Genomic DNA, 14,417 nt, shown 5'->3' with positions numbered 1-14,417 from the left:
AATTAGAGATAAATTATTAGGTTATAAAATGCAAATAATAAATAATATTAAATTAACATTAACTTGGTAGGTGATTAGATGATTAAAAATTTTATTAAATTTAATATAGCAAACAAAAAAATAACACTTTTTATAATTTTTATTTTGATAATTATAGGTATAAATAGTTATTTTGTATTACCAAAGCAAGAATCGCCTGATTTGGCTGCACCTGCTGCAATTATAACTATTATATATCCAGGAGCATCATCTATAGATGTGGAGAGCTTAGTGACAAGAAAAGTTGAAAATGAGGTTTTTGAGATAGAAGGATATGCTTATTGTGAATCATTTTCTTCCAATAGTGTATCTACTACATCTTTGAGATTAGAATATGGTACAGATGTAGATAACGCATGGGCACAGTTAAAAGAAAAATTGGAGAGTTTAGAAGATAAATTACCTAAAGAATGTTTAAAACCACAGCTTAAAACTGATTTAGCGAGTACAGCTGGTATAATTATAAGCGTTTCAAGTAATGAAGCTTCTTATCAAGAATTAGAAAATTACACCGATAGAATCAAGGAAGAACTTATGAATATCAAGGAAATTAATAAACTACAAATAAAGGGTGTTCAAGATAAGGAAATTATAATTAATGTCGATATAAGTAAACTAAATTATTTAGATTTATCATTAGACGATATAGTAAATATTATAAAATTGAATAATGTAAATATTCCAGTGGGTATTCTTAAAGATAATTCTTCAAAAATAAATATCAGAACTAATGGAGGATTTGCTGATATTGAAGAAATCAAAGATATCATTGTCAGTATTTCTAAGAATAGCCAAGCTGTGATTAGGCTAAGAGATATAGCTGAGATTGAATATAAAAACAAAGAAAATAATGTTATCTATACACATGATGGTGAAAAAAGTATATTACTGACGGGATATTTTAAAGAAGATATAAATATAGTTCCTTCAGGTAATGATATTAAAGAAAAACTTAATAAAATATCAACAGAATTTCCTAAAAATATAAATATAGATATAGTACATAACCAAGCAGAAGATGTAAAAACATCAGTAAATGATTTTATGATTAATTTAATGGAGGGAATTATTTTTGTTATCTTAGTAGTATTAATAGGAATGGGAATTAGAAATGCATTGATAGTTTCTACAGCAATTCCAATTTCAATATTATTAACTATAGTAACAATGAGGGTATTATCTATAAAAATACATCAAATATCCATAACAGCACTTATAATAGCATTGGGGATGCTTGTAGATAATGCTATAGTCGTAAGTGATTCTATACAAAATAGAATTGATCAGGGACAGGATAGAATGAAATCATGTATAGAAGGTGTTATGGATGTTATAGTTCCGATACTATCTTCAACATTAACTACAATAGGTGCTTTTATACCTTTAATATTATTAAAATCTGTAGCTGGAGAATATATGTCAAGTCTTCCTAAGATAGTTATAATAGCACTAATAGGATCTTTTCTAGCTTCTATAATATCGACACCTCTAATAGCAAGTATTTTTTTTAAGAGATCTAAAAAATCGGACAGATTAAAACCTATACGTGATTTGACGGTTAAGCTACTTAAGAGAGCATTAAAAAGAAAAGCTGCGGTTATAGCGATATTAGTTATAATATCTGTTATTACTTTGAAAATTGCATTAGATATAGATTTGCAATTTTTCCCTAAAGCTGATAAAAATATTTTATATATAGATGTCAAAGCTGAAGATGTTATGGATATAAATAAAACAAAGACTATGATGAATAATATTAGTGATATATTAAATAATCAAAAAGAAGTAATATCTCAAACAACAGCTGTCGGTGGATTACTACCTAAATTTTACACCACTTTACCTTATTCACCTGATGCTCCTAATATTGGCCAAGTAATGTTTAGAGTTGATTTAAATAATACAGATGTATTTAAAAATAATGCCGAATTTGCTATATATATACAAAAAATATTAGACAAAAATTTAGTAAAAGGAAAAGCAATTGTTAAGCAATTAGAGTTAGCAGAACCTATTGGCCATGCAATAAGAGTTAGATTGTTAGGTGATTCTGTTGATAAATTAGTAAACGAAAGTAAACAAGTTAGAAGTATATTAGAGGGAATAAATGGAACTATTAATATAGAGCATGATTTTCAATATGATGAATATGAATATGTTATTGATATAAATCAAGATAAAGCAGTTATGTTTGGTTTAACAAAATATAATATCCAAAACGAGACTAACATAGCATTAATGGGTAGAAATAGCTCAAATTTAAAGCTAGAATCGAAAGAATTGCCTATTATTTTAAAGGGTGATATAAATAGTAAGGAAATACTAGAAAATATTAAGATCAAATCACCGGTTACTTTGAGAAAAGTAGTATTAAAAGAAATAGCAGATGTAAGATTGATTAAAAATACTCCTATAATAAAAAAATATGATGGTAATTATACAATAATGGTTTCTTGTGACACAAGACCAGGTTATAATACAGTGGATATTCAAAAAAGTTTGGTAAAAGAAATCAACAATACTGGTTTAGGAAATCTAAGTATAAAGTTTGACGGAGAAAAAGAAAAAATTAGTGAGAATTTTGGAAAAGTAGGCGATTCAGCTATTATAGCAGCTATGGTGATATATTTAATATTACTATTTCAATTTAAATCATATTTACAGCCATTAGTAATATTGATTGCAATACCACTTTCTTTTGTGGGTTCTATTTTTGGCCTATTACTATTTAAACAGAAATTATCTTTTACAGCTTTGTTAGGGATGGTTAGTTTAATGGGTATTGTTGTAAACAATGCAATAGTACTTATTGATTACATAAATAAACTGAGAGAGCAAAATTATTCTGTGGAGGATGCTTGTATAGAAACATCTAAAAAAAGATTTAGACCTATAGTGTTAAGTACAATAACTACGGTAATTGGTCTTATACCTTTAGCATTATCAAATAGTAGTATGTTTAAACCTATGGCGATTTCTTTAATGAGTGGTTTGCTAGTTTCCATGATGCTGACATTAATTATTATACCTGTAGTTTATAGTATTGTTATAAAAAACAAAGTTTAGAAGAGTCGTTTATAAAAAACATCTTAGGGAATAATAATTCTGAGGTGAAATTGGATGAAGAAAATATATATAATTTTAATATTGATTATTATAGTCAGTTTACCGGCTTGTAAAAGTCAAAAAGAAGAAGATAAAAATACTGATAAGATACCTGAACAGTTAAAGACTATAACAGAAGGAAATGAAAAAATAGTTGAAAATATAGAAAAAATTCATGACTATTTAATTAATCCCAAAAAAGCAGAAATAGATCAAGATGAGATGTCTAAAGGTAAATCAGAAGAGGAAGACAGTGAGAATAAAAAAGAGGAAAAAGATGGTGAAAGTGGTAGTGAAGATGAAAAAAAAGAATCTGAGAATAAAAGTAATGAACAACAAAACACTGGTACTATAAAAAAAGATGAAGAAGACGGTAAAGAAACTGATTTATCACAAATTATAGTTAAAATGTGGGGAGAAATTACTAGTATATCAAAAGAGATTCATGGAAGTTGGAATGAGTATGAAATGGAAAGTCTGAAAAAAGGTGCAACAGAAGAAGATATACTTAAATTTGAAACAGCTATTAATGGTTTAACAATTGCAATAGATAATAAAGATATATTAGATATAATGTATAAAACAAATGATGTTACAATGAGTTTAGCTAGATTCTATGATTTATATAAAGATAATATAGATGGAGAAAAAAATAGGATTAATTATTATATAAGAGGTTCTTATTTGTATGGATTTGAAAATGATTGGGAAACAAGTTTAAGTCAAATACAACAAGCTAATAAACAACTAGAAAAACTTAATAATAAAATAATTTCAGATAAAAAAAATAGTAAATATCTAAAAAAATTAGAGATATCTATAAAAGATATGGAGAATGTAATTCCTAATAAGAGCAGAGAATTATTACGAATAAAAAGAGATATTGTACTTGATAACTTAGATGCAATAATACAAGGAGAAAAAAAGGACGAAGAAGAATAAATAAGGACTGAAAAAGTAGTCCTTTTTTTGATATAATAAAAAGTAAATCTATGTTTACTATTTAGAATGAGTCAAGGAATTATTAAAAAATTTTGAAACAAAGTCTTTTTAATAAAAATAATCTGGGTTAAATTATTTCAATAAATTTTTAGGGGGAAAAAATGAAGGAATATGTTCTATCAATAGATTGTGGAACTCAAAGCATACGAGCTTTGATTTTTGATAAAAAAGGAACTCTATTAGCTAAGAGCAAACAGGAGTTTAAACCATATTTTTCAATTAATTCTGGTTGGGCGGAGCAGGAAGTAACATTTTACTGGGATACAATATGTAGTGCATGTAATGATTTAAAAGAAAAGTATGCAGATTTATGGGAAGATTTAATTGCTGTATCAGTAACAACTCAAAGAGATACTTGTGTTGTAGTAGATAAAAATGGAAAAGCGCTAAGACCTGCAATACTTTGGTTAGACCAAAGAATGGCTGAATGTGAAGAACCGATGCCTAGAGTATATAGAATGATGGTTAAGACTATAAATATGACATATGAAATAGAAAGCTATAGAAAAAAATTTAAAGCGAATTGGATTAAGGAAAATGAACCGGAGATATGGGAAAAAACGTATAAATATTTACTGTTATCAGGATATGTGAATTTAAGGCTTACAGGAGAATTTGTTGATTCTATAGCTTCACAAATTGGACATATACCATTTGACTTTAAAAATAAAAAATGGGCTAGCAAATATGATATAAAGAATTTTATATTTGATATTGAAAGAGATAAGTTTCCCAAATTAATTAAATCTGGTGAAATAATGGGCAAAATCACCAAAGAAGCGTCTATGCAGACAGGAATAAAAGAAGGTTTATATGTTATAGCATCTGGCTCTGACAAAGGTTGTGATACACTAGGAACAGGTTGTATTGATGAAAGTAAAGGTAGTATAAGCTTAGGTTCTGCAGTTACTATTCAAACAACAGCTAAAAGATTTTATGAAATTTCTAAATATAATCCTCCATATCCGGCAATAAATCCAGAATGTTATAATCCAGAAGTTCAAATTAATAGAGGCTATTGGATGATTTCATGGTTTAAAAGAGAATTTGCTATGAAAGAGGTATTAGAAGCAAAGAAATTAAATGTAACTCCTGAATCACTTTTGGATAAGCATTTAAAGAAAGTGCCACCTGGATCTCATGGATTAATATTACAACCATATTGGGGTGCAGGGATAAAAAAACCTGAAGCTAAAGGTGCTATAATTGGTTTTGGGGATATTCATACAAGGGTCCATATTTATAGAGCTATAATAGAAGGAATAAACTATGCATTATTAGAAGGCATTGAAAATATACAGAAAAAATCAGGTGTACATATGAATTATGTAGTACTTACAGGTGGAGGTTCAAACAGTGATGAAATATGTCAAATAACAGCTGATGTATTAAACAGACCTGTTTATAGAGTACAAACTCATGAAACATCAGGTTTAGGTGCGGCTATTACTTCTTATGTAGCTTTAGGAATATATACTAGCTTTGATGAAGCAGTAAGAAATATGGTACATTATAAAGATGAGTTTAAGCCAGATGGTAGAAATACAGAAATTTACTCACAGCTTTATAACAAAGTATATAAACAAATGTACCCTAGAATGAAAAAATTATATCAAAATATAATGGATATTACTAAATACCCTAAATAAAAAAATGGAGGCAGCTATGAGAAATGAAGCAGATAAAACATACTATATATATAATGATGTAGTATGTAACAATAATAATGATGAAGGTTTTAAAATCATAAAGGGAGAGTCTATTTATGAAGTAATCAGAATCGCAAATGGGAAACCACTTTTTCTAGAAGAACATATTAATAGATTTAAAAAATCAGCTCAACTATTGAATTATACTTTAAAGCATGATGAAAACTATTTTTTTGAGTTAATTAATAAATTAGTAGACATTAATAAATGTAAAAACATAAATGTAAAGCTTATAGCAAGTGGTTTTAAAAAAGAAAAAGAAGATATTTTAGGATGCTTTATAAAGAGTTATTATCCTGATGAAAAAACTTATAGAGAAGGCATTAAAACAATATTAATAGATGTAGAAAGAGAAAACCCGAATGTAAAAAGTATAAATACTAATTTTAAAAAAAATATAAAAGTAAAATTAGAGGAAAATCAAGCATTTGAAGCATTAATAGTCAACGATGAAGGATTTATAACAGAAGGAAGTCGTTCTAATATGTTTTTTGTAAAAAATGATTTACTATATACTTCTCCAGCAGGAGATGTATTATTAGGAGTTACAAGAAATCATATAATAAAAGCTTGTGAAGATTTACATATTAAAATAGTACAAGAAAATATACATGTGAATGATTTAGAAAAGATAGATGGAGCATTTATGACAGGTACATCTGTGGGGGTGTTACCAATAACGTATATTAATGATTTGAGCTACAATTCCGTTGCTATAGATTTAATAAAAAAAATATCAGAAAAATACAATGATGATGTTAGGAATTATCTTTGTAGAAATTAAATTATTTTTGGAGGAAATTAAATGGAAGAAGAAATTATACTTGAAGGGCACATATCAATAGAAGCCGCTATAAAAGCAAATAATAGAGAAATATTTACAATATACATAAAGAAGAATAAAGGATATCGAGAAACTGCTAAACTTCAAAAAATGGCTAAAGCAAAGAATATACCTGTAAAAAGAGTGAGTACTGAGTTCATTAACGCAAAAGTACAAGGACAAACTCATGGAGGTATGATAGCTATAGTAGGTCAAAGAAAGCTTCTAAATTTAGAGGATTTAATTAAAGATAAAAAGAACCCTTTTATAGTAATGATAGATGGCATTGAAGATCCCTTTAATTTTGGATTTGCTGTGAGATCACTATATGCAGCTGGTGTAGACGGGTTAGTTGTAAGAAATAGAAATTGGATGTCAGCAGCAGGAGTAGTAGCAAAATCTTCAGCAGGAGCAACGGAATTGATACCAACAGCTTCGGTAGAAACAGCATTGGAGGCAGCTGAATTTTTTAAATCTAAAGGTTTAAAAGTTGCATGTACTGCAAATAAAAATGCTGTTGATATATACGAAGCAGATTTAACGTATCCAATGTTCTTATTGATAGGTGGGGAAAAACGTGGAATAACAAGATCTTTTTTAAATAAAGCTGATATATTACTTAGAATACCATATGGAAGAGAATATACCGCTTCACTAACTGCATCTTCTTCATCAGCGATTATATCTTTTGAAGCTATGCGCCAAAGGGGTAGGATTGTTTGAAAATGGCGAATTGCTGCGTTGTTGAAAATCTTACGATTAATCACGTACAAAAGTACGCTCATATCCGTAAGATTTTCAACGCCTTGCACTTCACTCATTTTGAAACAATCCTTGGGTTGTCTGAAATGGCAGACTTCTGCACTGTTGATATATATTCCAAGATTTTATTACGCTCATATCCCTGAAGATTTTAACGCCTTGAATTCCACTCATTCTGAAACAAATCCCTGGGATTGTGCCAGGTTAGATATTGAGGCTGATCATAAGTAGAGAACCCAAATCTGTGATTTGGTATGAATCACTTACTCCTAGGAACGTAGTGAGTAGAGAGTTACATTTAAATACAGAACCCAAATCTGTGATTTGGTGTGAAATCACTTACTCCTAGAAGCGAGAGCGAGTAGTGAGCTACATATGAAAAAGTACGCTCATATCCGTTAGATTTACACCGCCTTGTACTTCACTCATTTTGAAACAATCCTTGGGATTTGTCCCAGAAAGATGAACTACTGCGTTGGTTTAATTCTAACGACTAATCATGAGTAGAGAACAGAAATCTGTGATTTCTTGTGAATCACTTACTCCTAGGAGAGAGCGAGTAGTGAGCTACATATGAAAAAGTACGCTCATATCCCTGAAGATTTTAACGCCTTGAATTCCACTCATTCTGAAACAAATCCCTGGGATTGTCCCAGGTTAGATATTGAGGCTGATCATAAGTAGAGAACCCAAATCTGTGATTTGGTATGAATCACTTACTCCTAGGAGCGAAAGCAGGTAGTGAGCTACATGTAAAAAGTACAATCATATTCTCAATATTTCTCATTCTTTAAATTTCACATTTTAGAACAATCCAGCAAGGTTACGGACTTGTAATTCACTCATGAGTAGAGAACCATATCTTATACTTAAAATTTGTATAGTCTTGGTTTTACTTTAGCTAAATAGATGACAAAATATTTAATTATCTGTTGCTAATTTTTACAATTACTTAAAAATAAAGATATTTGCAATAGAGGAGTATTTAATATATACTAAATAGGTGCACTAAAGCAGAGTAAGGAGGAAAATTTACTGTGAATTTATTTAATTTTGACCTACGTCAAATATTGTTGACAATACCAGCTATATTAGTTGGGTTTTCGTTTCATGAATATGCACATGCACAGGTAGCAGTATGGCTTGGAGATAATACTCCAAAATATCAAAATAGATTAACATTAAATCCAACAGCACATTTAGAACCTATGGGATTTATATCCTTATTGTTACTTGGTTTTGGATGGGCAAAGCCAGTTCAAATTGATCCTAATAATTTTGAAAATCCTAAAAGAGATGATATATTAGTATCATTAGCAGGACCAGTAATGAATTTTTTAATGGCAATAGTTTTTATGATTATAATGAAACTATCGACATATCTACCAGATTCAATATTAATGTCTAGTATATATCCGACAATATGGCAAGTATTGTCATATACTGTATTTATTAATATAGTACTGATGGTATTTAATCTTATACCTATACCTCCATTAGATGGCTCACATGTGTTGTTTGGAATCTTAAACTTAAAGGATACAGAGTTTTATTATCAGTTACAGTCAAAAGGTACATTGATTTTATTGGCATTAATTATCTTTGATGTAATAGAAAAGATAATGACACCGCCTATACTATTTATATATAACAATTTACTAAGAATATTTTTTGGATTTTAAGCTAATTAAATAATATTATCGGTTTTTTACTCCCATTTATATGGGAGTATTTTTAAGCAGAGAACCCAAATCTATGATTTGGTGTGAGTCGCTTACTCCTAGGAATGAAAATGAGTAGTGAGTTTCATATTAGAGAAATGAATATGAGGTACAACTCTCGCTTACTCCTAGGAACGGAGTGAGTAGGAGTTACAAATTGAAGATTAATATAAAGAGAAAGTAAAAATGTCAGAAATGCAAAAAGATTATATTAAAAACGATGCGAGGCAAAGAGTTAGAAAGCAGAGAACCCAAATCTATGATTTTGAGCAGGGAACTAAAATCTACGATTTTATGTAAGTCGCTTACTCATGAGTAGAGAACAGAAATCTATGATTTCTTGTGAATCACTTACTCCTAGGAATGAAAATGAGAAGTGAGTTTCATATTAGAGAAATGAATATGAGGTACAACTCTTGCTTATTCCTAGGAACGGAGCGAGTAGGAGTTACAGATTGAAGATTAATATAAAGAGAAAGTAAAAATGTCAGAAATGCAAAAAGATTATATTAAAAACGATGCGAGGCAAAGAGTTAGAAAGCAGAGAACCCAAATCTATGATTTTATGTGAGTCGCTTACTCATGAGTAGAGAACAGAAATTTATGATTTCTTGTGAATCACTTACTCCTAGGAATGTAGTAAGTAATTTTATTATTCAAAATAACAGAAGTAATACATATAATTCATAAATGATACAAAAAAAGTATATTATTATATATAATCCTAAATAGTTAAACAATTTTGCGAAAAAATGATATAATACTAGTATACCAATTAAGAGTGGAAGGAGAATATTTAATGGACGAAAAAATATTAAGCTTGCTAGAGAAAATGTATATTGACTTAAATGGTAAAATGGATAATATGAATGATAAAATGGATAATATGTATACAGAGTTAAATGGTAAAATAGGTAACTTAAATAATGAAGTGAAAGGTGTAAAAAGTGATATTCAGTATCTTAAATCTGACATGCAATTTGTTAAATCTGACATTCAAAATATAAAATCAGAAATGAGTGACACTAAATTAGAAATTAAAGATATGAAATCAGAAATGAAAGATATGCAGTCAAATATGGCTACAAAGCAAGACTTGGCTAGACTAGAAGATCAAATGAAAAATAATCACCGTGCACTTTATGATGGTTATAAAATAAATACAGAGAGTATAAGTATTATTAAGAATAAACTAGAAAATTTAACTGAGAAAGTTGATAATCAAGAAATAAAATTACAGGTCATAAGAAGTTCTAACTAAGATTTGAGGTGAAACAATGTCACTAGATGTAACATTGGATACAAAAGAACCTATAATAAAGGTACTTAAGTCAAAAACTATTGAATTAATAGCAGCCATACATGTTTTAGCAGATTGCAAGCACCATAATTATGCAAAAGATTGGGCTGAAAATATGTATAAACAGCTAAAAGAAAAAGAACTTTTAAATCTTTTAGTTTTGATTTCTAAATTAAACATGAAAGGCTTAGAATTTATTGAATTTGTATTAGATAGTGAAGAATTTGAGGATATAGACAAACTTATACTAAGTATAAAATCATATGATGATATTGAAATTTTATATAAATTATTTAGTGAAGAATTTAGTTTTGATGAAATAGCTGAAATGGTCAGTGACATAAAAAGTGTTGACGTCATCATAAAAGAAAAAGAATACACTCATTACTTAGAAGCTAATAATGTTAAAGATATAATCAATAATTTAGATTTGATAAAAAATAATATAGATAAATTGTTTTATTGTGTAGATAATAATAAATTTAGCAAGCAATTTAATGATATAGATATATTATATGAAGAAGGTATTAAAGAAATTAATTATATGCTCATGAAAGATAAACCACTAGATGTAGCACAAAAAATAATGGGGAAAAAATTTCGTAGAGTATCTGATTATAAAAAATATTTTTTTATCCCGTCGTTTTTTATAAGTCCTCATAACATAAGGATTTTTAATAAAGAGTATAATATATTAATTTATGATACAAGAAGTTTTAATATAGATTTAAAAGAAAAATCTAAAGATATAGTAAAAGCATTAAAAGTTGTATCAGATGCAACTAGATTAGAAATATTGAGACAGCTAATAAGTAGCCCGACATATGGTAAAATTTTAGCAAGTAGATTAAATTTAACTACTGCAACAATATCGCATCATTTGGAACAACTAAAAAAAGTTGATTTAATAGTAGAAGAAAGAGTCAAATCAACTAAGTATTTTAAAGCCAATATAGAAAATATAGAAAATTTATTTGAAAGTGCAATGAATTATTTGTTTAATAAAGATTAAACAAATAATAATGCACTTTTTTTATATACTAGGCTACTTTTGTGGTAAGGATTAAAAAAGTGTTAATAGCTGGGTTAACCTTTGAGGTAAGTATGGCTCAATTTTTTTTGTTGATATTAGAGAAGATAGCATTAGAAAATACATATGAGTAACCAATATTAATACAGCGTATGCTGTTTATTATTCTGTATTTTAATAATAATTTTAACTAGTTTATTTATATTATAGCTTGACACAAAGTAATAAATTAATATATCATATAAACATCTAATAAGATGTACATCTAATATTGAGGAGGTATAAAATGACTCTTGCTATTGAGATAAAGGATTTAACTAGAAAATATGAGGTTACAAAAGGTATATTACACAAAAGAAAATCTAAGATAAGTGCATTAAAGGGTATAGATTTTGATGTAAAAAAAGGAGAAATTTTTGGTCTGTTGGGACCAAACGGAGCTGGAAAAACTACGACTATCAAGATATTAGCTACATTGTTAGCACCTACATCTGGACAAGCTAAGGTGTTAGGCTATGACACATTTAAAGATTCAAAAAAATTACGACCTAAAATAAATTTTATATTTGGTGGAGAGAGAAGTTTATATTGGAGATTAAGTGCAAGAGATAACTTGTTATACTTTTCTGATTTATATAAAATAGATAGAAAAATTCAGAAAAAGAGAATACCAGAATTACTAGAAATGGTAGGAATTAAAGATAGAGCGGACGAAAAAGTAGAAACATATTCAAAAGGCATGAAGCAAAGATTACAAATAGCTAGAGGATTAGTAAATGATCCGGAAATTATATTTTTAGACGAACCTACAATAGGATTGGATCCAATAGGAGCTAGAGATTTGAGAAAAATAATTAACAAACTATCAAGTTTAGGCAAAACAATTCTCTTAACTACACATTATATGCATGAAGCTGAAGAGCTTTGCAATAGAGTTGCAATAATAAATAATGGAAAAATTATAGCATTAGATACACCAGAAGGATTAAAAAGGCTTACTGTAGGTAAATCAGTATTAGAGGTTAAAGTGCTTAGTGTAGATGATCAAAAAATGGAGAAAATGAAAAAAATAAATGATATAGAATCAATAAACGTGAGAAATGAACAACAATTCCAAATTATACAATTACAGTACTCTGGAAAAGAAGATATAACTGAGAGAGTAATAAAAATATTGGAAGGTTGTATGATTTTAAATGTCTTAACGAGAGTAGCAACATTAGAAGATGCATATATAAAGTTGGTTGGTGATGAAAAATGAAAAAGATTTTAAATGTTATATGGGCAAGTTGTATATTGCAAATGAAACAATCTTTTGCAAGAGCTACATTTAAATTTTGTATAATAGTACAGCCTATCATATATGGCATGATAACATACTTGATGTATAGAAATTCAGGACATGATAATTTTGTTTCCTTTGTAATATTAGGTACTGGATTTATGAGTTTATGGAGTTCTATATGTTTTTCTTCGGCAGGTGATATAGAAAGGGAAAGATATATGGGAACTTTAGAAATTATTACTTCGGTGCCATCAGATTTTAGAATTATAATGCTGGGTAAAATATTTGGTAATATAATATTGGGTTTATTATCAATGTTTATAACTTTCATATTTGTTACATTCACATTTTCAGTAAAAATGAATATAATTCATCCATACATATTTTTTGCTGTTTTTGTATTAACAATAATATCATTTATAGGAATATCAATGCTTTTAGCTTCAAGCTTTACACTTTCAAGGAATGCACGTGGTCTTATGAATTGTTTAGAATACCCAATATTCATACTGTGCGGTATAGTGTTTCCTATAAGTGTATTACCTTCATGGACTGCACCAATATCATATATATTGTCACCAACATGGTCATTAAAGATACTTAGAATGTGTGTTTCAGGCATAAAAGATGTACATGCTTTTTATATGTATTTAATAATACTTATAATATTAACAATTATTTATTCAATATTAGCTGTATTTTTATTTAACAAAATAGATCAAAGAACTAGAATAAAAGCAACGCTGGGGGTGTACTAATGATATCAAGATTTTTTAGACAATCAGTTATCTCATTTAAAGCATTATTTGGATGGCTTGATCCCAAAATATATATATTAGTAAAAGTAATAAATCCAATATTTCAGTTAATATTCTTCTGTCTATTAGCTAAATATACTTATAATACAAATGATATAAAACCATGGGTAATAGGCAATTCTATAATTTTATGTACATATAATTGTATATTTGGAGTAGGTACAATTTTATCAAATGACCGTAGATTTGGGACGCTAAAACTTGTAACAGCTTCTCCAACAAATAAATTTTATATATTTATAAGTAGAGCTTTCATGCATATAATAGATGCATTTTTCACTGTAAGCATTGGATTTATAGCAGGAGCTTTAGTATTTGGAGTAAATTTGACGGGGATTAATATCAGTTTGCTGGTATTAACAATATTGACAGCTATGATATCAGCAACCTGTTTCGGATTGATTATAGCAAGTTTAGGCTTAGTGACAAGAGACATGAATTTGATAATGAATAGTACTGCGATGGTGTTGATGCTCCTAAGTGGAGCTAATATATCAATAAATAATCTTCCCAAAGTACTACAAAAAATATCTTATTACATGCCATTATCAAGAAGTATTCAAGCGGCAAAATTAATTGGTGATGGAATATATACTGGCATATATTCTTTAATAGGACAAGAATTACTTATAGCTGTAATATATGCATTAATAGGGTTTATTATGTTTAAAATAACTGAAAGGCTGGCATTAAAGACAGGTAGTTTAGAAGCATATTAGTCCAAGATTTAGGGTTTAAATTTATAGTTCATAAAAAGAGATAAAGAAAGTAAAAAACCGAGCAAAAGTTACAGTTAAAGTACTCTTTTTGCTCGGTTTATTAA

Annotated in this window: 11 protein-coding genes; all 11 read left to right on the top strand. The window is 28.3% G+C overall.

Annotated features, from left to right (window positions below):
* Positions 1–78: 78 nt before the first annotated feature.
* On the top strand, positions 79–3,105 hold the full coding sequence (locus tag AYC61_RS11715) for an efflux RND transporter permease subunit (protein WP_066502305.1): 3,027 nt from the start codon (positions 79–81) through the stop codon (positions 3,103–3,105).
* 54 nt (positions 3,106–3,159) lie between these two features.
* A complete protein-coding gene (locus tag AYC61_RS11710; RefSeq protein WP_066502302.1) occupies positions 3,160–4,086 on the top strand; it encodes a hypothetical protein in 927 nt (308 codons plus the stop codon).
* A gap of 161 nt (positions 4,087–4,247) precedes the next feature.
* Complete coding sequence (locus tag AYC61_RS11705) at positions 4,248–5,795, top strand: FGGY-family carbohydrate kinase (RefSeq protein WP_066502300.1); 1,548 nt, start codon at positions 4,248–4,250, stop codon at positions 5,793–5,795.
* A gap of 16 nt (positions 5,796–5,811) precedes the next feature.
* Complete coding sequence (locus AYC61_RS11700; protein ID WP_066502298.1) at positions 5,812–6,639, top strand: aminotransferase class IV; 828 nt, start codon at positions 5,812–5,814, stop codon at positions 6,637–6,639.
* 21 nt (positions 6,640–6,660) lie between these two features.
* Positions 6,661–7,401: a TrmH family RNA methyltransferase gene (locus tag AYC61_RS11695; RefSeq protein ID WP_066502295.1), complete on the top strand. Its 741-nt coding sequence runs from the start codon at positions 6,661–6,663 to the stop codon at positions 7,399–7,401.
* Positions 7,402–8,477: 1,076 nt separating this feature from the next.
* Positions 8,478–9,122, top strand: a complete 645-nt coding sequence (locus AYC61_RS11690) for a site-2 protease family protein (protein WP_066502289.1) — start codon at positions 8,478–8,480, stop codon at positions 9,120–9,122.
* An 838-nt stretch (positions 9,123–9,960) separates the two neighbouring features.
* Entirely contained in the window at positions 9,961–10,422 is a 462-nt protein-coding gene (locus AYC61_RS21880) for a coiled-coil domain-containing protein (protein ID WP_066502287.1), read from the top strand.
* A 16-nt stretch (positions 10,423–10,438) separates the two neighbouring features.
* On the top strand, positions 10,439–11,473 hold the full coding sequence (locus AYC61_RS11680) for an ArsR/SmtB family transcription factor (RefSeq protein WP_066502285.1): 1,035 nt from the start codon (positions 10,439–10,441) through the stop codon (positions 11,471–11,473).
* Between the two features lie 304 nt (positions 11,474–11,777).
* Positions 11,778–12,752 (top strand): ABC transporter ATP-binding protein, encoded by a 975-nt coding sequence (locus AYC61_RS11675; protein WP_066502274.1) that lies wholly within the window; start codon positions 11,778–11,780, stop codon positions 12,750–12,752.
* Positions 12,749–13,534: an ABC transporter permease gene (locus AYC61_RS11670; protein ID WP_066502269.1), complete on the top strand. Its 786-nt coding sequence runs from the start codon at positions 12,749–12,751 to the stop codon at positions 13,532–13,534. The genes AYC61_RS11675 and AYC61_RS11670 overlap by 4 nt, the downstream gene beginning before the upstream one ends.
* On the top strand, positions 13,534–14,313 hold the full coding sequence (locus AYC61_RS11665) for an ABC transporter permease (protein WP_066502265.1): 780 nt from the start codon (positions 13,534–13,536) through the stop codon (positions 14,311–14,313). The genes AYC61_RS11670 and AYC61_RS11665 overlap by 1 nt, the downstream gene beginning before the upstream one ends.
* Positions 14,314–14,417 lie beyond the last annotated feature (104 nt).

It is taken from the genome of Abyssisolibacter fermentans, from assembly GCF_001559865.1.
Lineage (GTDB): Bacteria > Bacillota > Clostridia > Tissierellales > MCWD3 > Abyssisolibacter > Abyssisolibacter fermentans.
The sequence above is the reverse complement of the archived record's forward strand: the minus strand, read 5'-3'. Positions and strand labels throughout refer to the sequence as shown.